Annotated in this window: 27 protein-coding genes; 16 read left to right on the top strand and 11 right to left on the bottom strand. The window is 69.1% G+C overall.

The features are described 5' to 3' along the window. Positions 1-118 precede the first annotated feature (118 nt). A complete protein-coding gene (locus tag AC2YHT_RS11930) occupies positions 119-754 on the top strand; it encodes a hypothetical protein (RefSeq protein ID WP_487289967.1) in 636 nt (211 codons plus the stop codon). 153 nt (positions 755-907) lie between these two features. On the opposite strand, the gene AC2YHT_RS11925 is transcribed toward AC2YHT_RS11930, so the two are convergent. Next, on the bottom strand, positions 908-2,095 hold the full coding sequence (locus AC2YHT_RS11925; protein ID WP_487289965.1) for an acetyl-CoA C-acyltransferase: 1,188 nt from the start codon (positions 2,093-2,095) through the stop codon (positions 908-910). Between the two features lie 191 nt (positions 2,096-2,286). Between AC2YHT_RS11925 and AC2YHT_RS11920 the strand changes: the two genes are divergently transcribed. The 12 genes from AC2YHT_RS11920 to sugE all read left to right on the top strand — a co-directional run bounded on the left by AC2YHT_RS11920 (position 2,287) and on the right by sugE (position 11,011). After that, positions 2,287-2,712, top strand: a complete 426-nt coding sequence (locus AC2YHT_RS11920) for a hypothetical protein (protein ID WP_487289963.1) — start codon at positions 2,287-2,289, stop codon at positions 2,710-2,712. Between the two features lie 70 nt (positions 2,713-2,782). Next, entirely contained in the window at positions 2,783-3,124 is a 342-nt protein-coding gene (locus AC2YHT_RS11915) for a hypothetical protein (protein ID WP_487289961.1), read from the top strand. Between the two features lie 225 nt (positions 3,125-3,349). Then, positions 3,350-3,670: a DUF8200 family protein gene (locus tag AC2YHT_RS11910; protein WP_487289959.1), complete on the top strand. Its 321-nt coding sequence runs from the start codon at positions 3,350-3,352 to the stop codon at positions 3,668-3,670. 120 nt (positions 3,671-3,790) lie between these two features. Then, a complete protein-coding gene (locus tag AC2YHT_RS11905; RefSeq protein ID WP_110119144.1) occupies positions 3,791-4,027 on the top strand; it encodes a hotdog family protein in 237 nt (78 codons plus the stop codon). 218 nt (positions 4,028-4,245) lie between these two features. Continuing rightward, positions 4,246-4,800 carry a F0F1 ATP synthase subunit delta gene (locus AC2YHT_RS11900; protein ID WP_110119146.1) on the top strand — a complete coding sequence of 185 codons (555 nt, stop codon included), beginning with the start codon at positions 4,246-4,248 and terminating at the stop codon, positions 4,798-4,800. A 62-nt stretch (positions 4,801-4,862) separates the two neighbouring features. Beyond that, positions 4,863-6,395, top strand: a complete 1,533-nt coding sequence (atpA, locus tag AC2YHT_RS11895) for a F0F1 ATP synthase subunit alpha (RefSeq protein ID WP_110133024.1) — start codon at positions 4,863-4,865, stop codon at positions 6,393-6,395. A gap of 35 nt (positions 6,396-6,430) precedes the next feature. Then, positions 6,431-7,306: a F0F1 ATP synthase subunit gamma gene (locus AC2YHT_RS11890; protein ID WP_110119150.1), complete on the top strand. Its 876-nt coding sequence runs from the start codon at positions 6,431-6,433 to the stop codon at positions 7,304-7,306. 52 nt (positions 7,307-7,358) lie between these two features. Next, positions 7,359-8,987: a F0F1 ATP synthase subunit beta gene (gene atpD, locus AC2YHT_RS11885; protein WP_487289958.1), complete on the top strand. Its 1,629-nt coding sequence runs from the start codon at positions 7,359-7,361 to the stop codon at positions 8,985-8,987. Then, positions 8,987-9,238: a hypothetical protein gene (locus AC2YHT_RS11880; RefSeq protein WP_487289957.1), complete on the top strand. Its 252-nt coding sequence runs from the start codon at positions 8,987-8,989 to the stop codon at positions 9,236-9,238. Before atpD ends, AC2YHT_RS11880 begins: the two co-directional genes overlap by 1 nt. Then, positions 9,238-9,501 (top strand): ATP synthase F1 subunit epsilon, encoded by a 264-nt coding sequence (locus tag AC2YHT_RS11875; protein ID WP_110119155.1) that lies wholly within the window; start codon positions 9,238-9,240, stop codon positions 9,499-9,501. Before AC2YHT_RS11880 ends, AC2YHT_RS11875 begins: the two co-directional genes overlap by 1 nt. Positions 9,502-9,860: 359 nt before the next feature. Further along, the gene (locus AC2YHT_RS11870; RefSeq protein WP_487289956.1) at positions 9,861-10,541 is read left to right on the top strand and encodes a hypothetical protein; all 681 of its coding nucleotides are present in this window, start codon (positions 9,861-9,863) and stop codon (positions 10,539-10,541) included. Between the two features lie 146 nt (positions 10,542-10,687). Beyond that, positions 10,688-11,011, top strand: coding sequence for a quaternary ammonium compound efflux SMR transporter SugE (gene sugE / locus AC2YHT_RS11865; protein WP_487289954.1), 324 nt, complete (start codon positions 10,688-10,690; stop codon positions 11,009-11,011). A 194-nt stretch (positions 11,012-11,205) separates the two neighbouring features. Here the strand turns inward: sugE and AC2YHT_RS11860 are convergent, their stop codons facing one another. Genes AC2YHT_RS11860 through AC2YHT_RS11845 form a run of 4 tightly spaced genes read right to left on the bottom strand, consistent with a single transcriptional unit; the run spans position 11,206 to position 15,254 of the window. Beyond that, positions 11,206-11,955 (bottom strand): alpha/beta hydrolase, encoded by a 750-nt coding sequence (locus AC2YHT_RS11860; protein ID WP_487289952.1) that lies wholly within the window; start codon positions 11,953-11,955, stop codon positions 11,206-11,208. A 56-nt stretch (positions 11,956-12,011) separates the two neighbouring features. After that, positions 12,012-13,535, bottom strand: a complete 1,524-nt coding sequence (locus AC2YHT_RS11855) for an alpha/beta hydrolase (protein WP_487289950.1) — start codon at positions 13,533-13,535, stop codon at positions 12,012-12,014. Positions 13,536-13,584: 49 nt separating this feature from the next. Beyond that, the gene (locus tag AC2YHT_RS11850) at positions 13,585-14,076 is read right to left on the bottom strand and encodes an RNA pyrophosphohydrolase (protein ID WP_487289948.1); all 492 of its coding nucleotides are present in this window, start codon (positions 14,074-14,076) and stop codon (positions 13,585-13,587) included. Beyond that, positions 14,073-15,254 (bottom strand): divergent polysaccharide deacetylase family protein, encoded by a 1,182-nt coding sequence (locus AC2YHT_RS11845; protein WP_487289946.1) that lies wholly within the window; start codon positions 15,252-15,254, stop codon positions 14,073-14,075. The genes AC2YHT_RS11850 and AC2YHT_RS11845 overlap by 4 nt, the downstream gene beginning before the upstream one ends. Positions 15,255-15,462: 208 nt before the next feature. On the opposite strand from AC2YHT_RS11845, the gene AC2YHT_RS11840 reads away from it, so the two are divergent. Further along, positions 15,463-15,603: a hypothetical protein gene (locus AC2YHT_RS11840; protein WP_487289944.1), complete on the top strand. Its 141-nt coding sequence runs from the start codon at positions 15,463-15,465 to the stop codon at positions 15,601-15,603. Positions 15,604-15,924: 321 nt separating this feature from the next. Here AC2YHT_RS11840 and AC2YHT_RS11835 read toward each other — a convergent pair whose 3' ends face one another. From AC2YHT_RS11835 to rsfS, 4 genes are all read right to left on the bottom strand, one after another. Then, the gene (locus tag AC2YHT_RS11835) at positions 15,925-17,325 is read right to left on the bottom strand and encodes a S41 family peptidase (protein ID WP_487289942.1); all 1,401 of its coding nucleotides are present in this window, start codon (positions 17,323-17,325) and stop codon (positions 15,925-15,927) included. Positions 17,326-17,437: 112 nt separating this feature from the next. Beyond that, a complete protein-coding gene (locus tag AC2YHT_RS11830) occupies positions 17,438-18,481 on the bottom strand; it encodes a murein hydrolase activator EnvC family protein (protein WP_487289940.1) in 1,044 nt (347 codons plus the stop codon). A gap of 226 nt (positions 18,482-18,707) precedes the next feature. After that, positions 18,708-19,172 (bottom strand): 23S rRNA (pseudouridine(1915)-N(3))-methyltransferase RlmH, encoded by a 465-nt coding sequence (rlmH, locus tag AC2YHT_RS11825; RefSeq protein WP_487289938.1) that lies wholly within the window; start codon positions 19,170-19,172, stop codon positions 18,708-18,710. A 67-nt stretch (positions 19,173-19,239) separates the two neighbouring features. After that, positions 19,240-19,677: a ribosome silencing factor gene (gene rsfS / locus AC2YHT_RS11820; protein ID WP_199228392.1), complete on the bottom strand. Its 438-nt coding sequence runs from the start codon at positions 19,675-19,677 to the stop codon at positions 19,240-19,242. A gap of 124 nt (positions 19,678-19,801) precedes the next feature. Here rsfS and AC2YHT_RS11815 point away from each other — a divergent pair, with 124 nt between their 5' ends. Further along, positions 19,802-20,491, top strand: coding sequence for a hypothetical protein (locus tag AC2YHT_RS11815; protein WP_487289936.1), 690 nt, complete (start codon positions 19,802-19,804; stop codon positions 20,489-20,491). Between the two features lie 12 nt (positions 20,492-20,503). Here the strand turns inward: AC2YHT_RS11815 and AC2YHT_RS11810 are convergent, their stop codons facing one another. Further along, positions 20,504-21,157, bottom strand: a complete 654-nt coding sequence (locus AC2YHT_RS11810; protein WP_487289934.1) for a nicotinate-nucleotide adenylyltransferase — start codon at positions 21,155-21,157, stop codon at positions 20,504-20,506. After that, a complete protein-coding gene (locus tag AC2YHT_RS11805; protein WP_487289932.1) occupies positions 21,123-22,397 on the bottom strand; it encodes a glutamate-5-semialdehyde dehydrogenase in 1,275 nt (424 codons plus the stop codon). Before AC2YHT_RS11805 ends, AC2YHT_RS11810 begins: the two co-directional genes overlap by 35 nt. Positions 22,398-22,553: 156 nt before the next feature. Between AC2YHT_RS11805 and AC2YHT_RS11800 the strand changes: the two genes are divergently transcribed. Continuing rightward, positions 22,554-24,884: a GH92 family glycosyl hydrolase gene (locus tag AC2YHT_RS11800; protein WP_487290047.1), complete on the top strand. Its 2,331-nt coding sequence runs from the start codon at positions 22,554-22,556 to the stop codon at positions 24,882-24,884. The last annotated feature ends 1 nt before the right edge of the window (position 24,885 follow it).

The raw sequence follows: 24,885 nt of genomic DNA, 5'->3' as shown, positions 1-24,885 counted from the left end.
TCGCGCCAATCTAGAGTCCCCCACGCGGGCCTCAAGCGGCTTTCAGGAATTTTGCCGTCGCCGCGGTGCGCGCGGCGTCTTATCACCAGCTCAAGCAATCCCCAGAGGATCGGTAGAGATGAAGAAGTTCAAGCTGTGGGCCGGCCTGGTGGTCGTCGTGGCGGTGGTCGGCGCCGGCCTCTGGGCATGGTGGAACTTCGACCTGCGCTGGCGGCCCAAGACCATTACCAAGAACCAGGCCGAGATCGCCAAGATCCTCGAAGGCTCCGGCTGGGTGTCGCCGGGCCTGAAGGGCGGCAAGCTCTACATGGTCAGCTTCCGCACCTGCCCCGACTGCATCCGCTTCAAGAAGGAAGAGTATCCCAAGCTGCACAAGGCGGGCGTCGACACCCGCCTGATCGAGATCGCCCGCGCCGACCGCAACGGCGTGCCGAAGTCGACGCCGGTGGAGCGGGCGACGGTGGCCGAGCTGTGGATCAACCGCTCGTGGGAACTGGCCGAGAAGTGGGACGCCACCCCGGTCGAGGCCTGGAAGGCCCCGGGCGTGAAGCCCGCCGACGGCGACATCGCCCGCACCGCCGTTATCGAAGCCGGCCGCAAGTCGGTCGAGGACCTGCGGCCGCTGCTCAAGGCCAACGGCGTGAACTTCGCCTATCCGCTGCTGGTCTGGTGGACGCCGGACGGCCAGATGAAGGCCTGCGCCTGTGAGAAGCGCGAGACGTATCGGTTCGTGCGGAAGGATCTGGGGGTTTAGATTGCTAAATCCTCCCCCTCTGGGGGAGGTGGCCCGAAGGGCCGGAGGGGGGAGTGGCTGCGACACCGGCCAAACCCAGCAGCAGCTGAAAACGTCCCCCCTCAGTCGCTCCGCGACAGCTCCCCCAGAGGGGGAGCATCGCCGAGCCCGACCTTAGAAGATCTCGAACAGACCCGCGGCCCCCATGCCGCCACCGATGCACATGGTCACCACGCCGAGCTTGGCCTTGCGGCGCTTGCCTTCCAGCAGCAGGTGGCCGGCGCAGCGGGCGCCGGTCATGCCGAAGGGGTGGCCGATGGCGATGGAGCCGCCGTTGACGTTGTACTTCTCCGGATCGATGCCCAGGCGGTCGCGGCTGTAGAGGCACTGGCTGGCGAAGGCCTCGTTCAGCTCCCACAGGTCGATGTCGTCGACCTTCAGGCCGTGGCGTTCCAAGAGGCGCGGTACGGCGAAGACCGGGCCGATGCCCATCTCGTCGGGCTCGCAGCCGGCGATGGCGAAGCCCTTGAACAGGCCCAGCGGCTCGAGGTTGCGGCGGGCGGCCTCCTTGGCCTCCATCACCACCACGGCGGCGGCGCCGTCCGACAGTTGGCTGGCGTTGCCGGCGGTGACGAAGTTGCCCGGGCCCTTGACCGGCTCCAGCTTGGCCAGGCCCTCCAGGGTGGTCTCCGGACGATTGCACTCGTCCTTGCTGACCACGTAGTCGACCAGGCTCTCTTCCTTGGTCTCCTTGTTGACCACCTTCATCTTGGTGGCCATCGGCACGATCTCGTCGTCGAACAGGCCGGCGGCCTGGGCGGCGGCGATCCGCTGCTGGCTGCGCAGCGAATATTCGTCCTGGTACTCGCGGCTGACGTTGTAGCGCTTGGCCACGATGTCGGCGGTGTCGATCATCGCCATCCACAGCGCGGGCTTCTCGCGCATCAGCTTTTCTTCGGTGATGTGGAAGCGGTTCATGTGGCCGCCGGCGTTGACCAGCGAGATCGACTCCACGCCGCCGCCGATGGCCGCCGGGGCGCCGTCGTTGCGGACGTAGTTGGCCGCGGTGGCGATGGCCTGCAGGCCCGACGAGCAGAAGCGGTTGACGGTCTGGCCCGAGGTGGTGACCGGCAGGCCGGCCCAGATGGCGGCGTTGCGGGCCACGTTCATGCCGGTGGCGCCTTCGGGACCGCCGCAGCCCAGGACGACGTCCTCGATTTCCGGACCGTCGAGCCCGGCGCGGCTGACGGCGTGCTGGATGGCGTGGCCGGCCATGGCCGCGCCGTGGGTGTTGTTGAAGCCGCCGCGGACGGACTTGGCCAGACCGGTCCGAGCGTAAGAGACGATGACCGCTTCGCGCATGGCGCTTCTTCCCTGTTTAAACGTTAGTTTGAATTGCCTGCACCGTAGGCCGGAAATTTCGGTTGGGAAAGATCACGTGTGCGTAAGCCGGGAGAGCCGCCCAAGCGCCCAATCGGGACGCCAGATCGCGACGTCCTGCCGCGGCGGGCTCTTAACCGGACTTTGAGAAAGGAGGGTCTTAGTTTCCTTCCATGATCCTGCTGGTCGCCTTCGCGTTCCTGGGAGCCCTGCTCGGGCTCTTCTGGCGCCCCCGCTTCGTGGGGGTGGTGATCGCGGTCGTGCTGGCCGGCGTGGTGCAGGGCGTGGCGGCCTGGTCGCTGCAGATCCTGTCGCACCAGGTCAATCGCGAGCACCTGCTGCTGCAGATGCACGCCGTGTTCGGCGAGACCCTGATCGACTTCGCCGGCCCCGTGGCCGCCGCCGCCGTCGGGGCGGTGTTCGCCGCCCTGCTGGGCGGCCTGACCGACGCCCGCCGCCCGCCGGTGCTGGTCACCGCCGACGGCCTGCGCCGCAAGGCCGGCAAGGACGGCCGCTACGCCCGCATGGAGGGCATGGTCGAGCAGCGCGAGATCCACGCCCGGGCCGAGAGCCGGATCGAGTCGATCCTCGGGCTCTGAACGGGCGCTTCGCGCTTCCCAATCGGCCCCCATTCCCTCAAGAAGGACGTGTATCGACCGAGGGCGGCCCGTGGCGAATCTGGATCATTCTCACGACGCCGGGGCTATGGAACCGGGTATACGCGCGGCCCTGAAGACGATCGCGGCTGGGTTCCTGGAGGGCCGCCTTTCGGCATTGGAAGCGGCAGTCGAACTCGCGCCGTTCGAAGGCGCCGTTCCCGTCGAGCTTCGAGAGTTCCTGACGGACATGGTGGCCGTTTCAAGCGAGACGGACGCCATACCGTTCGGCCACAGGCGGGATCTGTGGCATCCGGACGTGCGTGTGCGCGAAGATGAGAAGCACGACCGTGCGCAGGCGTGGGCCGAGCCCATGGTCCGAGCCACGTGCGAAAAGCTGGTTGCGGCGCTCTAAAAAGTTGTCGCCGTCCAAAAACATCCGTTTCGATAAAATATGCGCACGCGAACGAAAACCGCCTTGCGCTATTTCTGAACGCTGATATCTAAGCGGTGCTTAGTTCGATTGCGGGGCGCCGGTGGGGATACTGGCGTCCAAACATCCCACGCACCGGACGGCCAGTACAGCTTACGCGTCGATCATCGATCTTCCCATCATCCCCGAAGCTGGAGGGCTTTTCTCATGAAGCTCCGCGCCCTGGCGGCTGTCGCCGCCCTGTCCGTTTCCGCGCTCGTCGCGGCCCCCGCCCTGGCCGACGGCCGCCTGGCGGTCACCCTCGAAAAACCCGTCTCCGCCAAGACCAAGATTGTCGCCGGCGGCGCGGTCTTCGTCTGCGAAGACGCCGCCTGTGTCGCCGCCTCGGCGCCGTCGCGGGCCCTCAGCGTCGCCTCGTGCAAGGCGCTGGTAAAAGAAGCCGGCCGCGTCTCGGCCTTCGGCGGCGACGCCAAGGTCCTGGCCGCCGATGAGCTGGAGCGCTGCAACGCTTCGGCCAAGGCCGCCTGAGGCCTCTCCAACACCGGAGGCTCGTCGCCTCCGGCTGTTTTCCTCGATCATCGCCTGACAGGGCGGCGGGCTTGTTCCGCCGCCTTTTTCTTTCGTCCGTCCGGGAGTTAAGTGTCGCCCATGACCCAGTCGATCGCCGCCCTGCTGGAAGACGCCTTGAAGGAAGCCGCCGGTTCCGACGCCGCACCGGTGTCGCTGACCGTCGATTACGGCCAGGGACAAGGCGGCGACCTGGCCCTGCGCGGCTGGATCGAGCGGGCCACTCGCAGTCTGGTGTTCGCCCAGGCCGAGGCCCGTACGCCGGGCGGCGCCTTGGCCGGCTCGGCCTCCGGCGTATTCCGCCGCGTCAACGTCTGACGGATAAACGGCTTTTTTCCGAAACTTGGCCGAACGCGATCGTCTCGGCTTGGTTGCGACTGCGAACACCCCGTGTTATCAGGCGCCGGGCTTCGGGAAGGGCAGCGTGAATGCGCGGGCCGCCCGTGCGCTTTTCTCAAGCGCGATCAAGTCTTTAAGCCGGGAAGAGGGGGCAGCTTCTCTTCCGCGGCGATTGCAACGCACACCGGGCGGAACAAGTGGCGGAAGAAACCAAGGCGACGGATGCGGGTCAGCGTTATGCGCAGTCCCTGTTCGAACTGACGATCGAAGGCGGCAACCTGGCGAAGGTCGAACGCGACCTGAAGGACCTTAAGGGTCTGATCGCCGACAGCGCCGACCTGCGCCGTCTGATCGACTCGCCCGCGTTCTCGGCCGAGGACAAGGCCAAGGGCCTGACCGCCGTCGCCGTGAAGGCCGGTTTCGACATCCTGACCGCCAAGTTCCTGGGCCTGATCGCCTCCAACGGCCGCGCCATCGAGCTGGTCGGCGCGATCAACGCCTTCGTCGCCCTGTCGGCCAAGCACCGCGGCGTGGTCGCCGCCGAGGTCATCTCGGCCGCCCCGCTGACCGCCGCCCAGCTGAAGGCCGTCACCGCCGGCGTCTCCGAGGCGCTCGGCAAGACCCCCGAAATCTCGACCCGCGTCGACCCGTCCATCCTGGGCGGCGTCAAGGTGCGCGTCGGTTCCCGTCTGTTCGACGCTTCGCTCCGTTCGAAGCTCGATTCCCTGAAATTCGCCCTCAAGCGCGCCTAAGCGTATAACCGCGCAAAAAACGTACGTACGCAGAGAGCCCTAAGAAAGAGCCCGACCCAGCCATGGACATCCGCGCCGCCGAAATTTCGGCCATCCTCAAGTCGCAGATCGCCAACTTCGGCGAGGAAGCCGCCGTCTCGGACATCGGCCAAGTTCTGTCGGTCGGCGACGGCATCGCCCGTATCTACGGTCTGGACAACGTCCAGGCCGGCGAGATGGTCGAATTCCCGAAGGCCGGCGTGAAGGGCATGGCCCTGAACCTCGAGCGCGACAATGTCGGCGCCGTGATCTTCGGCGCTGACGCCGAGATCAAGGAAGGCGACGAAGTCCGCCGCCTCGGCGAAATCGTCGACGTGCCGGTCGGCAAGGGCCTGCTGGGCCGCGTCGTCAACCCGCTGGGCGAGCCGATCGACGGCAAGGGCCCGATCCAATACACCGAGCGTCGCCGCGTCGACGTGAAGGCCCCGGGCATCATCCCGCGCAAGTCGGTGCACGAGCCCGTGCAGACCGGCCTGAAGTCGATCGACACCCTGATCCCGGTCGGCCGCGGCCAGCGCGAGCTGATCATCGGTGACCGTCAGACCGGCAAGACCGCCGTCGCCATCGACACCATCCTGAACCAGAAGGCCGCCAACGCCGGCAAGGACGAGAGCGCCAAGCTCTACTGCGTCTACGTCGCCATCGGCCAGAAGCGCTCGACCGTCGCCCAGATCGTCAAGACCCTGGAAGAGCACGGCGCCCTGGAATACACCATCGTCGTCGTGGCTTCGGCCTCGGAGCCGGCACCGCTGCAGTACCTGGCCCCGTTCGCCGGCTGCGCCATGGGCGAGTGGTTCCGCGACAACGGCCTGCACGGCCTGATCATCTATGACGATCTGTCCAAGCAAGCCGTCGCCTACCGTCAGATGTCGCTGCTGCTGCGCCGTCCGCCGGGCCGCGAAGCCTATCCGGGCGACGTGTTCTACCTGCACTCCCGCCTGCTGGAACGCGCCGCCAAGCTGAACGAAGACAACGGTTCGGGCTCGCTGACGGCTCTGCCGATCATCGAAACCCAGGCCAACGACGTGTCGGCCTACATCCCGACCAACGTGATCTCGATCACCGACGGCCAGATCTTCCTGGAAACCGACCTGTTCTACCAGGGCATCCGCCCGGCCGTGAACGTCGGCATCTCGGTGTCGCGCGTCGGCTCGTCGGCCCAGATCAAGGCCATGAAGCAAGTCGCCGGTCCGATTAAGGGCGAGCTCGCCCAGTATCGCGAAATGGCCGCCTTCGCGAAGTTCGGCTCGGACCTGGACGCCTCGACCCAGAAGATGCTGGCCCGCGGCGAGCGCCTGACCGAGCTGCTGAAGCAGCCGCAATACGCGCCGCTGTCGGTCGAAGAGCAGGTCTGCGTGATCTACGCCGGCACCCGCGGCTATCTCGACAAGATCCCGACCTCGTCGGTGCGTCGCTTCGAGACCGAGTTCCTGGCCCGCCTGCACAGCGCCCACCAGGACCTGCTGACCGGCATCGCCACCAAGAAGGCCCTCGACAAGGACCTGGAAGCGTCGCTGAAGAGCGCGCTCGACAGCTTCTCGTCGACCTTCGCCTAAGCCCCCTCGGAACCGCTCGGAGAGAGTAGCGCCGAATGGCCAGCTTGAAGGAAATGCGCAATCGGATCTCGAGCGTCAAAGCGACGCAAAAGATCACGAAGGCGATGCAGATGGTGGCGGCTGCCAAGCTGCGCCGGAGCCAGGACGCGGCTGAAGCCGCCCGTCCGTACGCCCGGCGTCTGGCCAGCGTCATCGCCAACCTCGCGACCGGCGTGTCGGGCGACGGCGCTCCGGCGCTGCTGGCCGGCACCGGCCGCGACGACCGTCACCTGGTGGTGGTGGCCGCGGCGGACCGTGGTCTCGCCGGCGGCTTCACCTCGTCGATCGTGCGCGCTTCCCGCGCCCACATCGACGGGCTGATCGCCCAGGGCAAGGACGTGAAGATCGTCTGCGTCGGCAAGAAGGTGACCGCCCAGCTGCGTCGCCTCTACGCCGGTCGCATCGTCGAGAACTTCGACCTGTCGGCCTATCGCCAGCTGACGCTGTCGGTGGCCCAGCCGATCGCCGACGTCGTGACCAAGCTTTACGAAGCCGGCGACATCGACGTGGTCACCCTGTTCTACAGCCGCTTCAAGTCGGTGGTGCAGCAGATCCCGACCGCGCTGCAGCTGATCCCGGCCGTGGTCGAGGGCGGTGAAGTCGCGTCCGGTCCGGCCGCGGTCTACGAGTACGAGCCCTCGGAAGAGGCCATTCTCGAGACCCTGCTGCCGCGCAACCTGACGGTCCAGATCCTGTCGGCGCTGCTCGACAACATGGCCGGCTTCTACGCCAGCCAGATGACGGCCATGGACAACGCCACGCGGAACGCGGGCGACATGATCAAGCGCTACACCCTCGAGTACAACCGTTCCCGCCAGGCCCAGATCACCAAGGAGCTGATCGAGATCATCTCCGGCGCCGAAGCCGTCTGATCTAGCCTAACGCCAAAAACGCACGCAGAGACGCACGAAAGACCCGCACGCCATGGCCAAGACCCCCGCTAAGGCTCCCGCCGCCGCCGCTGAAAAGCCGGCCGCCGCCAAGAAGCCCGCCGCCCCGAAGGCCGCCGCCGCCGCTCCGGCCGCTGCTGCTGCCGCTCCCAAGGCTCCGGCCGCCAAGAAGCCGGCTGCTCCCAAGGCCGCCGCCGCTCCGAAGGCTCCGGCGCCCGTCGCCGGCGAAGCCACCGGTCGTCTGGTCCAGATCATCGGCGCCGTCGTCGACATCGAGTTCACCGGCCCGCTGCCGGCGATCCTGAACGCCGTCGAGACCACCAACACCGCCACCGGCCAGCGCCTGGTGTTCGAAGTCGCCCAGCACCTGGGTCAGAACACCGTCCGCGCCATCGCCATGGACGCCACCGAAGGTCTCGTCCGCGGCCAGCCCGTGCGCGACACCGGCGAAGCCATCCGCGTGCCGGTCGGTCCGGGCACCCTGGGCCGCATCATGAACGTCATCGGCGAGCCGATCGACGAGCAGGGCCCGATCCAGTCGGACATCACCCGCACGATCCACCGCGACGCCCCGACCTTCGCCGAGCAGACCAACACCGCTGAAGTGCTGGTCACGGGCATCAAGGTCATCGACCTGATGTGCCCCTACACCAAGGGCGGCAAGATCGGCCTGTTCGGCGGCGCCGGCGTCGGCAAGACCGTGACGATGCAGGAACTGATCAACAACATCGCCAAGGCTTACGGCGGTTACTCGGTTCTGGCCGGCGTGGGCGAACGCACCCGCGAAGGCAACGACCTCTATCACGAGATGATCGAGTCGAACGTCAACGTCGACCCGAAGGCCAACAACGGCTCGACCGAAGGCTCGCGCTGCGCCCTGGTCTATGGCCAGATGAACGAACCCCCGGGCGCCCGCGCCCGCGTCGCCCTGACCGGCCTGTCGATCGCGGAATACTTCCGTGACGAAGAAGGCAAGGACGTGCTGCTGTTCGTCGACAACATCTTCCGCTTCACCCAAGCCGGCGCCGAAGTGTCGGCTCTGCTGGGCCGCATCCCCTCGGCCGTGGGCTACCAGCCCACCCTGGCCACCGAGATGGGCAACCTGCAGGAGCGCATCACCTCGACCAACAAGGGTTCGATCACCTCGGTCCAGGCCATCTACGTTCCCGCCGACGACCTGACCGACCCGGCCCCGGCCGCTTCGTTCGCCCACTTGGACGCCACCACCGTTCTGTCGCGCGACATCGCCGCCCAGGCCATCTTCCCGGCCGTCGATCCGCTGGACTCGACCTCGCGGATCATGGACCCGCTGGTCATCGGCGAAGAGCACTACACCGTGGCTCGCCGCGTCCAGGAAGTCCTGCAGCAGTACAAGGCGCTGAAGGACATCATCGCCATCCTGGGCATGGACGAACTGTCGGAAGAGGACAAGCTGACGGTCGCTCGCGCCCGCAAGATCAGCCGCTTCCTGTCGCAGCCGTTCCACGTGGCCGAGCAGTTCACCAACACGCCGGGCGCCTTCGTCCAGCTGAAGGACACGATCCGCTCGTTCAAGGGCATCGTGGACGGTGAATACGACCACCTGCCGGAAGGCGCCTTCTACATGGTCGGCCCGATCGAAGAAGCCGTGGCCAAGGCCGAGAAGATGGCGGCGGACGCCTGATGACCGAAGAAGACGGCGATCTCGGCCACTTCTGCTGTGATGAGCTGGAGGACGCGGTGTCTTCGGACACCGAGGCCTCCCTCATCGAGCACGACAGCGGCCTGATCCTGTTGAACCTGGGTCAACGGGAAGCCGATGGTGAGACGGGCACGGTCCTGACCACCATCCGCTTCTGTCCGTTCTGCGGCACCGAGATCCAGACCGACGAAGACATCGAAGCGGCCCTGGGCGCCGTGGAGACCTACGACTGATGGCCAAGCTGCACTTCTCCCTCGTCGCGCCCGAGCGCGAACTGTTCTCCGCCGACGTCGACCAGGTCGACGCGCCGGGTACGGAAGGCGACTTCGGCGTCCTGCCGAACCACGCGCCGTTCATGACGACGCTGCGCGAGGGCCGGGTGACGGTGCGCGACGGCGCGACCGTCAAGCTGTTCGACATCCAGGGCGGCTTCGCCGACGTGGGTCCGGACGGTTTCACGATCCTGGCCGAACACGCGGTGGAAGTGGCCGCCTAAGGGCCGCTTCTCTCGGACGACCTGGAAACGCCCCCGCTGGAAACAGCGGGGGCGTTTTCGTTTGTCTCTCTCCCCTTGCGGGAGAGGGTGGCCTCCGAAGGAGGTCGGGTGAGGGGTCTCTCAGACCTCAAAGCCGCCTGTAGCGGTCAAGTTGGATGAAGCGTCTCATGTTTGAGAGACCCCTCATCCGTCGGTCTTCGACCGCCACCTTCTCCCGCAGGGGGAGAAGGAAGAGGGCGCCGACTATAAAAATTACGATTGTGACCCTATCGACGCCGCAATCCGTCACCATAAGGGTTGCGAGGGAACGCTTGTCGGTTTTAATGCCGACCTCCAAGTCTCTAGGGGATATCCAGACTATGCGCCTTGCGCTCGCCAGCTTGATCGCCCTCGGCGTCGTCTCGACCGCCGTTGCCCAGGAGCAGCCCGCTCCCGCCGCCGCCCCGGCCCAAGCTCCTGCTGAAGCCCCGGCCGCCGCGCCCGCCGATCAGGCCGCGCCCGTGGTTCCGGCTCCGGCCGCCGGCACGCCCGAAGCCGCCGCCGCCGCGGTCGCTCCGGAGCCCGTGCGTCCGCCGCCGCCGACCGACCCGGTCTCGGTGCGGATCCTCAGCGTCCTCGACACCATCTGCAAGCCGGCCGTGGTCGGCGGCGACTTCAACGCCCTGGCCAAGGCCGCGGGCTTCAAGAAGAAGCGCGACCTGTGGACCCTGGACCTGGGCAAGCCCTACCAGATCGTCCTCGACAACCCGGGTTCGAACAAGAACGTCTGCACCCTGAACGTCCAGCACGCTCAAGGCCCCGAGCAGGCCCAGGCCCTGGCCACCGCCCTGCACGACTGGGCGAGCTGGGAAAACAGCCCGCAGCTGCGCCTGATCCGCAACGACCAGCTGGTCACCGACGTCAAGCGCCTGACCGTGACCTGGGACAACAACGCCGCCGGCGGCAAGGCCGGTCTGGTCTACGTCCGCATCAAGAAGCTGGACGACAGCTCGGTCGGCAAGAACTTCGAGCAGGCCCAGATCCTCTACACCAGCCAGTGATGACAGGAGGGCTTGCCCTCCGGGATCGAGAAGCTATCTAGGAAAGGCGCGGGGACGACCCCGCGCCTTTGCTTTTTTCCGGGGACGACCCCGCTTCTCGCGACGCCGAGGCCACAGGCCGGGCGCGCGATCAACGGGAGCAGGTCATGGCCTGGATCATCCTCTTCATCGCCGGTCTTTTCGAAATCGGCTGGGCCGTCGGCCTGAAATACACCGAGGGCTTCACCCGCCCGATCCCCACCGTCCTGACCGCCGTCAGCCTCGTCGCTTCGATGGGACTGCTGGGCTGGGCGGTGAAGAGCTTGCCGCTGGGCACGGCCTACGCGGTGTGGACCGGCGTCGGCGCGGTCGGCACGGCCATCGTCGGCATCCTGGTCTTCAAGGAGCCGGCGACGGCGGCGCGGCTGGTCTGCCTGGCGCTGATCGTCTCGGGGATCCTGGGGCTGAAGGTGTTCAGCTCGGGCCATTAAGGCCGGAAACGGAAAACCTCTCCCATGGGGAGAGGGAGGGGCCCGCGCCGCAGGCGTGGGAGGGTGAGGGGGTAAGACGTCGAACGTCCTATCCCCTTCGTCCTCGCCCTGTCCGGAAAGGTTCCTAACCCCTCACCCTCCCATGCTGCGCATGGGCCCCTCCCTCTCCCTATGGGAGAGGGTCAGGGTGAGCCTTAAGCCGCCGCCCGGTTTTCCGCCGCGATGAAGTCCAGGCACGCTTGCGCCACGTCTTCCCAGCCCGGTTCGCCCGGCAGCCAGTGGCTCATCTCCGGGAACTCGCGGAACACCCCGCCCAGGCGGGCGGCGGTCTGGCGGACGGTGGCGGGCGGGTGGACGACGTCCTGGCCGCCGGCGATGGCCAGCACCGGGGCCTTCACCGCGCCGGGGCTGGTGGTCATGAACGGGTCGAGCCACCAGTTCAGCGTCTCCCACAGCGCCCGGCCGCTCTCCGAGGTCATGCGGGCGTAGAGGGCGCGGCGGGTCTCGCGGGGCAGGCGGTCGAGGCTGTAGCGGCGCACCACGCCGTAGTCCGGCGCGATGGCCTGCAGCCAGTAGGGACCCAGCGAATAGAGGCTGACGGCCGAGACCGCCTCCTCAAGGCTCGCCCCGTGCACGCCCCAGGGCGGCGAGGGGGCCAGCAGGATCAGGCGGTCGACCGGGGCGCGGCCGGCGGCTAGCTGCGCCACCAGGCCGCCCATCGAATGACCGATCAGGATCGGCGGTTTCTCGCACGAGCGGATCAGGCGCACGACGGCGCGGGCGTAGTCGCTCATCGACAGGCCGACGGTCGACTCGCCGGGCGCGCGGCCAGGCAGGTCGGGCGTCAGCACCTGATGACCGGCGGCCTCGAACGGCGCGCGAAACACATCGAACGTCCAGCCGCCGCAGAAGGCGCCGTGGACCATGATCACCGGAGCCTTCACGCCCGCCTCTTAGGTCAACCCCGCCCGTGTGACTGATACGAGCGTTTCAATGGAGCCTACACGCTCTTCTTGCCGCGTGGCGAAGTTTTGGCGGGCGTCGTTGTCGCAGCAGTCTTGGTTGCGGCGGCTTTCGGGGTCGCCTTGGGCTTGGCTTCGGCCTTGGGGGCCGGAGGGGCCTTGGGAGCGGCCTTCGCGGCGGGCGCGCTCTTGGCCTTCGGCGCGGCCTTGGCTGGCGTCGGCGCGGGGTCCGTCTTGGCGGTGGGAGCAGGCTTGGCCTTGGCGGCAGGCTTCGCGGTCGCCGGCTTTGCCGGTTCGGCGGGAGGCGTTGCGGGCTTGGCGGCCGCCTTGGGTTTGGCGACCTTGGCGGCGGGCGCGGTCTTGGCTTCGGTCTTGGGCTTGGGCGCCGACTTGGCCGGGGCCTTCGCCACAGGAGCCGGTTCGACCGGCGCGGGCGGCGGCGTCTTCGGCTTGGCGGTCTTGGCCGGCGCGGCCTTCGGCTTCGCCTCGGTCTTGGCGGGAGCGGGCGCGACTTCGGCCTTTGGGGCGACAGGCTTCGGCGCAGGGGCCGCCTTGGGCTTGGCCGGCGCCTTTGCGGCGGGCTTCACGACCGGTTCGGCGACGACGGCCTTGGCCTTGCTGGGCGTCTTGGTCTTGGCTGGGGCCTTGGCGGGCGCCTTGGACTTGGCGGCCGGAGCGGGCGCCGGAGCCTCGGCCTTGGGTTCGGGAGCCGGCGTCGGAGCGGGGGCCTGTTCGGCCTTCGGCTCGACCTTGGCCTTGCTCGGCGGCGGGGCGGAGGCCGGGCCCAGGCCCTTTTCAGACAGCCAGGCCTTGGCCGCGTCGTACAGGGCCGCGCTGCCCGGCTCGTCGATCAGCCAGTGGGCGTGGTCGGGATATTCGCGATAGTCGGCGCCGGCGTACTTGCGGCCGACCAGCCGCACGTCCTCGACCGGCGTGGTGCGGTCGCGGGCTCCGGCCAGCACCAGCACCGGCACGGTCACCTTGGCGGCGTCGACATGGGCGGTGCGCGAGGGATCGCGGTCGGGATAGGCCAGGTCCTGCAGCACCCGGCCGGAGTCGTACACCGCCGTGGCGTAGAGCGCGTCGTGGCGGGCGGCGGGCACGGCGTTGACCACGCCGAACTTGAAGCCGGTCTTCCACATCTTCACCGGCTTGGGCGGACCGCCCTGGCTGAGCACGGCGTTGAGGAAGGTGATCAGCGGCGAGAGTTTCGGCTTGCCGCGTGCGTCGGCCGGCGAGGCGGGGGCGAACAGCACGATGCCCGAGGTCAGGCCGCTCTCGGCCAGCTTCTGGGCGATCAGCCCGCCCATCGAGTGGCCGAAGACGATCGGCTTGATCCCGTCGCGGGCGGCGGTCACCGCCGCCAAGGCGCTGAGCTCGGCGACATAGTCGGCCAGGCTAAGCCCGCCCAGCTCCGCCGAGGGCGAGGCCGATACGCGCAGCTTCGGACGGATGGTCGGCGTCTCGACCGCATAGCCGGCCTTGCGAAACACCTCGGCCGCCGGCGACCAGCCGTCGCCGGTCATGCCGTAGCCATGGATCATCAGGATGGTTCTGGTCACGCCCGCGCCTCCAATCCCCAAGGGAGGATCGGCGCGCGAGCCTTGGGTGTCAGGCGACGCGCGCGAACCCCGAGAAAGCGACGACCATCTGTTCGTAGACGCCGCGTTTGAAGGGTACGATCAGTTCGGGCGTTTCGTCGAGAGCGCCCCAGCGCCAGGCGTCGAACTCGATGTCGCCGTGGGCGGCCAGATCGATCTCGGATTCCGGTCCGGTGAAGCGGAAGGCGAACCACACCTGCTTCTGGCCCAGGTACCCGCGCGCGCGTTTCGTGCCCAGGAAGTCGGCCGGATAGTCGTAGGTCAGCCAGCCCTCGGTGCGGCCCAGCAGCGTCGCGGAGGTGACGCCGGTCTCCTCGTGCAGCTCGCGGCGGGCGGCGGCTTCCAGGTCCTCGCCCTCGTCGACGCCGCCCTGCGGCAGCTGCCAGTTGTAGGGCGGCTCCTGCTTGTGGCGCATGCCCAGCCAGACGCGGCCGTCGGTCGGGTGGAAGAGGGCGACGCCCACATTGGGGCGGTAGTGGGAGAGGTCTTGCTTGGCGCTCATCGCCTGGCGATAGCCGAAGCCGGGGCCAGTTGCACGCCCCGTGCGTTCAGCCCGCCGGCCCAGTTGCGCACCTGGCTGATGGTGACCGGGTAGGCGAAGCCCACGCCCAGGGCCGCGCCCCGCGCGCCGGCGCCGGCTTCCAGGGCCCGCAGCTGGCCCTCGATGGCCTCGCCGGACAGATCATCGTCGATGCCGCGCTCGGCCGAGGCGCGCGGGATCGGGCCGCCGCGACGGGCGGCCGCGCCGTCGTCGACGAAGGCCAGGCCCCGGGCCTTGAGCGAGGCCATGAAGGTGGCCATGGCCGGGTCGGAGGCCAGGAACTTCGAGCCCAGATAGTTGGTCAGGCCGAAATAGCCGGTGGCGCGAGACATCAGCCATTCCAGCTTGCGCACGGTCTCGTCGGGACGGTTTGCGGCGATCAGGGTGTAGGGACCCGGATCGTTGGCCGGATAGTCGTTGGGCTCCATCGGCGTCTCGAGCAGCACCTCGTGGCCGTGCGAGCGGGCCAGATCGATCCAGCCCTGCAGGCCCTCGGAATAGGGCGCGAACGACAGGGTGATCTCGGGCGGCAGGGTCTCGATGGCGGCGCGGGTGGTCTGGGCGTTTAGGCCAAGGCCCCCGATCACCAGGGCCACGCGCGGGCGGCCGTCGGGCGTGAAGGGGCGGGCATAGGCCTCGGCGACCGTGCGGCCGTCGGGGCCGATCACCGGCAGCGGACCGCCGCCGGGGCCGGGAACCGACAGGCCGGGCAGTGGGGCCTGGACCAGGGCGCCGCCGGACGGGACGGGCGGGGCGGCAAGATCGACGGCTTCGCTTTCGGCTTCCGGCGCGGCCGCGCGGCGGGCGAAGGGGTGGTCGGACAGGTCCATCGCGCCGGGCAGCAGCGGGGCTTCCTCGGCGCCTTCCGGCGCCAGGGCCTCGCGCCAGCCTTCGGGCGGGTTGGTGGTGGCGCCGATCTTGGTCAGTTCCAGGCGCAGCACGGGCGCGCCGGCCTTGGGGTCGCCGGTGATCATCACCAGCACGGCCAGGCTCAGCAGGAACAGGAAGGCCGCGGCGCTGGCGCCGATATAGGGATTGCCGGCGGCCGCCAGCAGACGCGCGCGCAGGTCGCCGCCGCCCGCGTCAACGGCGGGCGCGGCGGCGGTGTAGGCGGGCTTGCGGGAGAACACGGCGGCCATGGACGAGCCTTACGAGGCAAGCTTCCAAGATATGGTTAACGCTGTTTGGCGAAAGCTGCGGCGAAATGTATGGGGCTTGGGCGCCGGTTTTTGCGGCGAGGGCGGTGAAGGAATGACCGTCTGGCGGTGGGCGGGGCCTTGGGGGCTTTACGGGCCTTTCCGCCGGCCGATCCTCGGGCGCAAGCTTCGGATCAGGAGGCCTCGTCCGATGAGCATGACCGAGATCGCCCGCTTCTCCACCACCGCGGCCCCCGAGGCCCGCGCCGTCTGCCTCGCCGCGGTGCTGCGGGCGGGGGCGGGACTGGCCCTGGGCCTGGCCGTGGTGCTGATCGCGGCGCTGGGGATGTAATAGCGCGGTTTCCTTCTCCCCTTGCGGCAGAAGGTGGCGGCGAAGCCGACGGATGAGGGGTCTCTCAGATGTGAGACGCCCCACCCGGCCTTGCCGCTGCACGCAGCTTTGATTTCTGAGAGACCCCTCACCCGACCTGCTTCGCAGGCCACCCTCTCCCGCAAGGGGAGAGGGGCCGGGGTGTCCACGGGGGAGGGGGATGCGTGGCTGAAAACGTCCCCGAACGGCCTTCGGCCACCTCCGCCACGGGACAAGGTCTCAAAAGAAAAAACCGCCCATCTTTCGACGGGCGGCTCTTCGTTCGAACGCTGGAAAACGTCCTTACTTCTTCTCGACCGGGGGCTTGCCGGGCGTGGCCGCCGCGGCGGCGGCCTTGGCGGTGACCTCGGCGATCTTAGGCTGCGGCTTGGGCAGCTTGACCACGGCTTCGACCGAGCCGGCCTTGAGCACGGCGACGGCGCGTTCCAGCTGGAAGTCGCCCTTCTTCTCGTCGAAGCCGGCGGGGGGCGCCTCGGCCGGGGTGTGGACGCCCTTGCGGGCCTTGCCCTCGTCGGCGTTCAGCGCGTTCTTGAAGCTGGCCTCGCTGAACCACACGCGGTTGGCGATGTCCTGGGCCTGGTCCTTGGTCTGGGCCACTTCCAGGTCGGGCTCGATGCCGGTCTTCTGGATCGAGCGGCCCGACGGGGTGAAGTAGCGGGCCGTGGTCAGCTTCAGCGCGCCGTCGGCGCCGCCGCGCAGCGGGATCACGGTCTGCACCGAGCCCTTGCCGAAGCTGGTGATGCCGACGAGTTCGGCGCGATGACGATCCTGCAGGGCGCCGGCGACGATTTCGGCGGCCGAGGCCGAGCCCTGGTTGATCAGCACCACCATCGGCATGCCGTTCAGGATGTCGCCTGGGGTGGCGTTCAGGCGCTGGATGTCGCGCGGATTGCGGCCGCGCTGGCTGACGATCTCGCCGCCTTGCAGGAACAGGTCGGCGACGCCGCGCGCCTGGTCGAGCAGACCGCCCGGATTGTTGCGCAGGTCGAAGACCAGGCCCTTCATCTGCGGGTTCTTGGTCTTCAGGTCGGTGATGGCGGCCGAGAGCGCGTCGGTGGACTTCTCGTTGAAGCCGGGCAGGCGCACATAGCCGTAGTCGCCTTCCATGCGGGCGATGGCGGCCTTGGGCTTGATGACTTCGCGCACCAGCTTGACGTCGAACGGGTCGGTCTTCTCGCGGGCGATGGTGATGGTCACCGTCTCGCCGGCCGGGCCGCGCATCTGCTTGACGGCCTCGTTGACCGTCAGGCCTAGCACCGACTGGCCATTGACGGCCGTGATGTAGTCGCCGGCGTGGATCCCGGCGCGGTCGGCGGGCGTGCCGTCCATCGGCGAGATCACCTTGACCACGCCGTCCTCGCTGGTGACCTCGATGCCGAGGCCGCCGTATTCGCCGCGGGTGGTGTCCTGCATATCCTCGAAGCTGTCGGGCGACAGGTAGCCCGAGTGCGGGTCGAGGCTGGTCAGCATGCCGTCCAGCGCCGCCTCGATCAGCTTCTTGTCGTCGACCTCGGTGACGTACTGGTCCTCGACCGTGGCGAGCACGTCGCCGAACAGTTCGAGAAGCTTGTAGGTCTTGGCCTTCTGCGAGGGGATGGTCGCTTGGGCGATGGGGCTGACATAGGCCATCGTCCCCGCGCCGAGGATGAAGGCCGAAACACCGATGAGCAGGTACTTGCGCATAAGGCCTGAAAGGCTCCCTTGCGGCGGTGACGCCGCGTTACTGGTCCGGCCGTGTCCATCCCCGACGCGGCCGTGCGTCATGATGAACGCCCATCATTGCTGAAAAAGACGTCTACCGCGACTCCTGCTTGAGCCAACGTCCCGGGTCGGCCGGAACGCCGTTCTCGCGCACTTCAAGATAGAGCTCCGGCTCCAAAGGTCCACGGTCCGTCATGCTGCCCAGCTCGGCGCCGGCTGCGACCGATTGTCCGGGGGCGACCTTTACGTCGGCCATGCCGGCCATGACCAGGTGATAGGCGCCCTGGGTGCGGACGATGACCACCATGTCCCAGCCGTTCAGCGGACCGGCGTATTCGACGGTGCCGGCCGCGGGGCTGCCGACGGCCTGGCCCTTGGCCGTGCGGATCGACAGGCCCTCGGACTTGCCGCCGACGGGCAGGGCCTCGCCGAAGCGGCGGATGACATCGCCCGGGGCCGGGGCGCGCAGGGCCAGCGGGCCGGTGCTGGCGGTCGTCAGGCCGTCGGTCAGGGCGCCCAGGGTGCGGCGCTCCTGGTCGGCGGCGATCGCGTCCTGGGCGTAGGCGCGCTCCAACTCGGTCTTCTCGACGATCATCCGCTCCAGTTCGCCCCGGCGGTCGGCCACGGCGCTTTCGGCGGTGAACAGCTGCTCGGAGGCGGCGGCGGCCTCGCGGCGCAGGGCCCCGACGGCGCGGGCCTGGCGGGCGTAGGCGTCGGCCCGGGCCTGCAGCTCGGGCGTCATGGCGCGGATCAGGATCGCCGCCCGCACCGCGTCGCGGGCGTCGCCGGGATTGACCAGCAGGGCCGGCGGCGGATTGCGGCGGAAGAGCTGCAGGGCGCTGAGCAGCCGGGCCAGCTGGCCCCGGTCGCGGCCCATCTCGCCGATCAGCGCCGACTCCCGGCGGTGCAGGACCTCCAGCCGCTGGCGCTTGATGTCGACATCGGCGCCGGCCGAGACCTGCTGCTGGTTCAGCCGGGTCAGCTCGGCCCGCAGGTCCTCGATCTCGCGGCGGGTGTCGGCGGCCTGCTGCAGGTCGCGGGTGCGCTGGTCGCCGATCTGCTGCGCGACGACGGCCCCGGCTCCGGCGAGGAGCAGGGCGCAGGCGCTGGCGGCGGCGATCGCGAGGCGGCGGGGCATTGCGTCCCTATCTGCCTGAGGGCGCGCCGGTTTCAAAGGCCTTGCCCCACCAACCTCCCGTCATTCCCGCCCTTGTGGCGGGGAACCCCTGGTTCCGCTCGCACGTGAAGTACAAGCGGCGTGCTGAGCACGCCGCCCCATTCGCCCTTGCGGCTGACAGAGGGTTTCCCGCCACAAGGGCGGGAATGACGGGAGGAAAAAAGGGCTGTCGAGGTGACCGGCCGTCTCAATCCCGGTGATACGGCGAGCCCGACAGGATGGTGACGGCGCGATAGATCTGTTCGGCCAGCATGGCGCGGGCCAGGGCGTGGGGCCAGGTCTGGGGGCCGAAGGCCAGGAGCTCGTTGGCCTGGCTAAGGATCGACGGGTCCAGGCCGTCGGCGCCGCCGATCAGGAACACGATCTTGCGCTGGCCGTCGTCGCGCAGCCGCTCCAGGCGCCCTGCGAAGGCGCGCGAGGTGTGGACCTTGCCGTGCTCGTCGCAGGCGACGACATAGGCGCCTTCGAGGTGGGGGCGCAGAACCTCGGCCTCGGCGGCCTTGCCGGGCTTGCGGGCCTCGACCTCGAGGATCTCGACGGGACCCAGCGCCAGGGCGCGACCGGAGGCGGTGGCGCGGGACGCGTAGTCCAGCGCCAGCTGCGCCTCGACCATGCGGCCGAGCTTCCCGACGGTGAGGATGGTGATCTTCATGGGGGAGAGGGCATGGCGAGGCCCCGCCCCGAGCGCTGCTCAGGGGCGAGGCCCGCCTTGCGAGAGATCAGTTCGAAGCCGCCGGCATCCGGTGCGGGGCGTCGACGGCCCAGATCTTCTCGATGTTGTAGAAGCTGCGCACTTCGGGGCGGAACAGGTGAACGACGACGTCGCCGGCGTCGATCAGCACCCAGTCGCAGTGCGGCAGGCCTTCGACCCGGGCCTTGCCCAGGCCGTGGTCCTTCAGCGCGCGCAGCACGTGATCGGCCAGCGCGCCGACGTGACGGTGCGAGCGGCCGGAAGCCACGATCAGGCTGTCGGCCACGGAGCTCTTGTCCGTGAGGTCGATGTGGACGATGTCCTGGGCCTTGTCGTCGTCGAGGCGCGAGAGGATCAGCGTCTCGAGCGCCTTGATGTTCAGGTCCGTACTGAGCGTCGGATTTTCAGTCGAGGATTCGGCTCCAGCCGGTCCCTCGTGCGCCGTCGGCGCGGGGTCGCTACGCAGCGGAATGCTCCTTATTGGCTTCGCGCAAAGCCTCCCTTAGCACGGAAAGACTCGAAACGTGAGGGGGATCGTGGTCGCAGGGCGGCGGCGGGCTATATTGCGGCGGTTCGGGGAGGGGGGAATCGTGCGTGGAGGCGGGTTTTCGAGCTGGGCGGCGGGGCTGCTGCTGATCGCGTCGTCGCCGGTCGCGGCCTTGGCGGGCGAGAACGGACTGACGCTGAAAGAGGTCCGCGATCTGCCGTCGGCCGAGCTTGTCGCCCGCGTGCTCGCCCAGGCCGTGGGCTCCGATCCTTCCGTCCATATCGAGGACGGGACGCCCGAAGCCTACGCCCTGCGGAAGATCAACGTGCGGATGGCGCCGCGCCCGATCGCCGACCGCGTTTGCCGCCAGCAGACCCTGACCATTCTTTTCGAGCCCGTGGCCGCCGATGGGGCCGTCCGTCGCGTCGATCCGCCCAGCGTCGCCGACCGGCTGTCGGTGGCCGACGACTATCTGCTCGTCGCCCCGGGCGGTCGCGACTGCGCGGGGGCCGGTTGGCCGCCGTTCAAGGCGTCGTCCGACGCGGTGGCGAGCCTCGGCGTGAAGCGGCTGGCGAATCTGCTGGCCGCGCCCGGCCGCTGGCGGTTCAGCTGCGCGCATCCCGGCTGCGACATCGCCCAGGTGCGGCTGGAGGACCTGAGAAGCGTCCATGGCTCGGAAGGCGGTTCGCTGACGCTGAACGGCGAGATGGCCGGACGGACGGGGTGGACGCTTTCGATCGCGTCCGACGGCGACGTCGCCACCCTGTGGACAGGGCCGATCGCGCCGCACTAGGCGCGATCCAGCCTAACCCTTGGGCGGCCGCGCCCTAAGCGCCGTCGACGAGGCGAAGTTCAGCGGGCCGGTGAGGTAGACCCAGGCGGGCGTGTCGGCGTCGGCCAGGGTGGACGCGGCGCTGGCCGGGCGGCGGGCGAAGGCGAAGCGACGGGCGGCCGGCGAGGTGCGGGCCTTCAGCGCCGCCCACGGCCGCGAGACCACGGCCACGGGCACCGAGCGCATGATCTGGGTCCAGCCGCGCCAGCGGTGGAAGGTGGCCAGGCTGTCGGCGCCCATCACCCAGACGAATTTCACGCCGGGATAGCGGGCTTTCAGCACCCGCAGGGTGTCGATCGTGTACTGCGAGCCCAGGCGCGTCTCGGCGTCGGAGACGATCATGCCCGAGCCGCGCGCCCACTTGCGGGCCTGGGCCATGCGCTCGGGCAGGGGGCGGGTCTCGTGCGAGGACTTCAGCGGGTTCTGCGGCGAGACGAGCCAGATCACCCGGTCCAGGCCCAGGCGATGCATGGCCGTCTCGGCCACGTGGGCGTGGCCCTCGTGCGCCGGGTTGAAGCTGCCGCCGAACAGCCCGACGCGCATCCCGGCCTCCAGGTGGAAGCCGAGGCGCTGGGCGCTGGGACGACCGGCCTCAGGGACGAGTCTGGCCGGTCCCGCGAACCACATACTTGAACGTCGTCAGTTGCTCGGCCCCAACCGGGCCGCGGGCGTGAAGCTTGTCGGTGGCGATGCCGATCTCGGCCCCGAAGCCGAACTCGCCGCCGTCGGCGAACTGGGTCGAGGCGTTGACCAGCACGATGGCGCTGTCGACCTTGGCGACGAAGGCCTCGGCGGCGTTCGCGTCCTCGGTGACAATGGCGTCGGTGTGGCCCGAGCCGTAGGTGGCGATGTGCTCGGCCGCGCCCTCGACGCCGTCGACCACCGCCACGGCGATGATCGGGGCGAGGTATTCAGTGGTCCAGTCCTCGACGGTGGCGGCCTTGAGGTCGGGCTCGATGGCGCGCGAGGCGGCGTCGCCGCGGATCTCGCAGCCGGCCTTGATCAGCACGTCGGCGATCGGCGGCAGCAGCCTGGCGGCGGCCGCGCGGTCGATCAGCAGGGTCTCGGCCGAGCCGCACACCGAGACGCGGCGCATCTTGGCGTTCAGCACGATGTCGGCGGCCTTCTTCAGGTCGGCGGCGGCGTGCACGAAGACGTGGTTGAGGCCTTCCAGGTGGCCCAGCACCGGAGCGCGGGCCTCGGCCTGGACGCGGGCGACCAGGCTCTTGCCGCCGCGCGGGATGATCAGGTCGATGCTGCGGTCCAGGCCCGAGAGGATGGCGCCGACGGCGGCGCGGTCGGTGGTCCGCACCATCTGCACCACCTGGGCCGGCAAGCCGGCGGCCTCCAGCCCCTTCAGCACCGCGCCGTGGATGGCGAGGTTGGACTCGAAGCACTCCGAGCCGCCGCGCAGGATCACGGCGTTGCCCGAGCGCAGGGTCAGGGCCGCGGCGTCGGCCGTCACGTTGGGACGGCTCTCGTAGATCATGGCGATGACGCCGATCGGCGTGCGCACCCGGGCGATGTCCAGGCCGTTCGGCCGGGTCCAGCGCGAGGTCTCCACGCCCAGGGGATCGGGGATGGCGGCCACGGCCTCGACGCCGGCGGCCACGCCTTCCAGGCGCTGCTCGTTCAGCATCAGCCGCTCGATCATCGGCGCGGTCAGGCCGTTCTTGCCGGCCTTCTCCAGGTCGCGGGCGTTGGCGGCCAGGATGGCGGGGGCGTCGGCGCGGATGGCGGCGGCGATGGCGGTCAGGGCGGCGGTGCGCTGGGCTGGCGTGGCGAGGCGCAGCGCGCGCGCGCCCTCGCGAGCCGCCTGGCCCATCGCCCTCATCGTCGCCTGCAGGCCACCGGCCGCGTCGTCCATGGCTCGTCCGTCCCCGGATATGCTCAGAGTGAGCCTTACCTAGGCGCTTTGGGCCTCGGGGGGAATGGCCAAACGCTGGATTCGCCCTCAGCGCAGCTGGAAGCGGCGTGACGGCGCGCGCGTCCTGCGGCTAGGGTCGGCCTCCCGAGGAGGAAGATCATGCGTCCTGGACTGGTGCTCGCCGCGCTGGCGGCCCTTTGCGCGGCCCCCGCGCTTGCGCAGGCTCCAGCGAAGACGCCCTACGAGGCCGTCGATCCGTTCATCGGCACGGACGGGGAGGGGCATACCTTCCCGGGCGCGGTCGCGCCGTTCGGGATGGTGCAGCTGTCGCCCGACACCGATGTACTGCCGTTCAAGCAGAGCTACGCCCGCGCCGCCGGCTATCGGCGCTCGGACCCGACCATCCTCGGCTTCTCGCACACCCATTTCTCGGGCAGCGGCCATTCGGACCTGGGCGACATCCTGCTGGCTCCGGTCAGCGGCGAGGCCAGGCTGGAGCCCGGCGATCCGAAGGTCCCCGGCTCGGGCTACCGTTCGCGCTTCACCCACGACGGCGAGATCGCCCAGCCCGGCTACTACGCCGTCACCCTGACCGACAGCCGGGTGCGGGCCGAGCTGACCGCCGGGGCGCGCACCGGCCTGCACCGCTACGCCTTCGAGAAGGGCGCGCGGGCCCAGGTGCTGCTCGACCTGAGGAGCTCGATCTACAACTATCCGGGCAAGGTCTCCTGGTCGCGGATCCGGGTGCGCGACGACGGGACGGTCACCGGCATGCGCGAGACGCGCGGCTGGGCGCCGGGCCGGCAGCTCTATTTCGCCATCCGCTTCGACAGGCCGATGGTCGGCCGCAGCCTGACCAGCACCGAGACCGACGTGGCCTACAAGGGCTTCAAACAGCCTGGCCGCACCGGCAGCGACCGCGCCCAGCTCGAAGGCCGCGCCCTGGTCGGCGTCTTCGACTTCGGCCAGATCGACGGGCCGCTGGTGGCGAAGGTCGCCATCTCCACCGTCGACGAGGCCGGGGCCCTGGCCAATCTCGACAGCGACGAGAAGGGCTTCGATTTCGACGGCTTGCGCGCCCGCACCCGGGTCGACTGGGAGAAGGCGCTGGGCGCGCTTGATATCGCCGCGCCGGCGCCGATGCGGACCAACGTCTACACCGCCCTCTATCACGCCCTGATCGCGCCGAGCGTCTCCGGCGACGTCGACGGCCGTTGGCGCGGTCCCGACAATGCGGTGCACCAGGCTGAAGGCTTTACATATCACTCGACCTTTTCGCTGTGGGACACCTTCCGCGCCGAGCACCCGCTGCTGACCCTGGTGCAGCCGCAGCGGCGCAACGCCGACTTCGTCAATTCGCTGGTCGCCTCGCAGAAGGTCAGCCCCTACGGCATCCTGCCGGTCTGGGCGTTCCACGGCCAGGAGACCTGGACGATGATCGGCTATCACGCCGTGCCGGTGATCGCCGACGCCTGGATGAAGGGGATCCGCGGCGTCGACGCTGACGCGGCGCTGGACGCCATGGTCGCGAGCGCGACCTACGGCCCCTATGGCGGGCTCTCCGACTACATGACCCTGGGCTACGTGCCGATCGACCGCGAGCCGGAGGCGGCGTCGAAGACCGTCGAATACGCCTTCGACGACTGGACCATCGCTCGCATGGCCAAGGCGCTGGGCAGGGCCGATATCGCCGCGACCTTCGAGAAGCGCTCGCTGAACTGGAGGAACAGCTTCGATCCCAAGACCGGTTTCCTGCGCGCCAGGAAGAGCGACGGGACGTTCCGCGAGCCCTTCGACCCGACGGCGATCAACTACGGCTCCGACTACACCGAGGGCAACGCCTGGCAGTATTCGTGGTTCGCCCCGCACGACCTGGGCGGGCTCGTCTCCACGATGGGCGGCGACGCGGCCGTGGTGAAGAAGCTCGACGCCATGTTCGAGTACGACAATTCCAAGCTCGACTACTCGCACGCCGAGGACATCGCCGGCCTGATCGGCCAGTACATCCATGGCAACGAGCCCAGCCACCACGTGGCCTACATGTACGCCTATGCCGGCGCGCCGTGGCGGACCCAGGCCCGGCTGAAGCAGATCGTCGAGAGCCAGTACAGGCCGACGCCCGAGGGGCTGTCGGGCAACGACGACCTGGGCCAGATGTCGGCCTGGCTGGTGTTCACGGCGCTGGGCTTCTACCCCGTCGCGCCGGGCTCGAACGAATACGTCATCGGCCGGCCGTTCGTGGAGCGGGCGGTGCTGACCCTCGACGGCGGCAAGCGCTTCACGGTGCGGACGCTGGGGCTGTCGGACGCCCATCCCTACGTCGCCAGGGTCACCCTGAACGGCAAGCCGCTGGACCGCGTCTTCCTGCGCGACGCCGAGATCCGGGCCGGCGGCGAGCTGGTCTTCACCATGGGCGCGACGCCGAACAAGACGTGGGGCGCCAAGGCCGACGCGCGGCCGTACTCGCTGACGCCCTATCCGAAGTGAT

Source organism: Caulobacter sp. SRI_008 (assembly GCF_057586355.1).
The sequence above is the reverse complement of the archived record's forward strand: the minus strand, read 5'-3'. Positions and strand labels throughout refer to the sequence as shown.

Excerpts from the sequence above, each read along its gene's own strand:
- AC2YHT_RS11930 (WP_487289967.1), top strand. The coding sequence starts at position 119 with ATGAAGAAGTTCAAGCTGTGGGCCGGCCTGGTGGTCGTCGTGGCGGTG.
- AC2YHT_RS11925 (WP_487289965.1), bottom strand. The coding sequence starts at position 2,095 with ATGCGCGAAGCGGTCATCGTCTCTTACGCTCGGACCGGTCTGGCCAAG.
- AC2YHT_RS11920 (WP_487289963.1), top strand. The coding sequence starts at position 2,287 with ATGATCCTGCTGGTCGCCTTCGCGTTCCTGGGAGCCCTGCTCGGGCTC.
- AC2YHT_RS11910 (WP_487289959.1), top strand. The coding sequence starts at position 3,350 with ATGAAGCTCCGCGCCCTGGCGGCTGTCGCCGCCCTGTCCGTTTCCGCG.
- AC2YHT_RS11905 (WP_110119144.1), top strand. The coding sequence starts at position 3,791 with ATGACCCAGTCGATCGCCGCCCTGCTGGAAGACGCCTTGAAGGAAGCC.
- atpA (WP_110133024.1), top strand. The coding sequence starts at position 4,863 with ATGGACATCCGCGCCGCCGAAATTTCGGCCATCCTCAAGTCGCAGATC.
- AC2YHT_RS11890 (WP_110119150.1), top strand. The coding sequence starts at position 6,431 with ATGGCCAGCTTGAAGGAAATGCGCAATCGGATCTCGAGCGTCAAAGCG.
- atpD (WP_487289958.1), top strand. The coding sequence starts at position 7,359 with ATGGCCAAGACCCCCGCTAAGGCTCCCGCCGCCGCCGCTGAAAAGCCG.
- AC2YHT_RS11880 (WP_487289957.1), top strand. The coding sequence starts at position 8,987 with ATGACCGAAGAAGACGGCGATCTCGGCCACTTCTGCTGTGATGAGCTG.
- AC2YHT_RS11875 (WP_110119155.1), top strand. The coding sequence starts at position 9,238 with ATGGCCAAGCTGCACTTCTCCCTCGTCGCGCCCGAGCGCGAACTGTTC.
- AC2YHT_RS11870 (WP_487289956.1), top strand. The coding sequence starts at position 9,861 with ATGCGCCTTGCGCTCGCCAGCTTGATCGCCCTCGGCGTCGTCTCGACC.
- sugE (WP_487289954.1), top strand. The coding sequence starts at position 10,688 with ATGGCCTGGATCATCCTCTTCATCGCCGGTCTTTTCGAAATCGGCTGG.
- AC2YHT_RS11850 (WP_487289948.1), bottom strand. The coding sequence starts at position 14,076 with ATGAGCGCCAAGCAAGACCTCTCCCACTACCGCCCCAATGTGGGCGTC.
- AC2YHT_RS11845 (WP_487289946.1), bottom strand. The coding sequence starts at position 15,254 with ATGGCCGCCGTGTTCTCCCGCAAGCCCGCCTACACCGCCGCCGCGCCC.
- AC2YHT_RS11840 (WP_487289944.1), top strand. The coding sequence starts at position 15,463 with ATGAGCATGACCGAGATCGCCCGCTTCTCCACCACCGCGGCCCCCGAG.
- AC2YHT_RS11835 (WP_487289942.1), bottom strand. The coding sequence starts at position 17,325 with ATGCGCAAGTACCTGCTCATCGGTGTTTCGGCCTTCATCCTCGGCGCG.
- AC2YHT_RS11830 (WP_487289940.1), bottom strand. The coding sequence starts at position 18,481 with ATGCCCCGCCGCCTCGCGATCGCCGCCGCCAGCGCCTGCGCCCTGCTC.
- rlmH (WP_487289938.1), bottom strand. The coding sequence starts at position 19,172 with ATGAAGATCACCATCCTCACCGTCGGGAAGCTCGGCCGCATGGTCGAG.
- AC2YHT_RS11810 (WP_487289934.1), bottom strand. The coding sequence starts at position 21,157 with ATGTGGTTCGCGGGACCGGCCAGACTCGTCCCTGAGGCCGGTCGTCCC.
- AC2YHT_RS11805 (WP_487289932.1), bottom strand. The coding sequence starts at position 22,397 with ATGGACGACGCGGCCGGTGGCCTGCAGGCGACGATGAGGGCGATGGGC.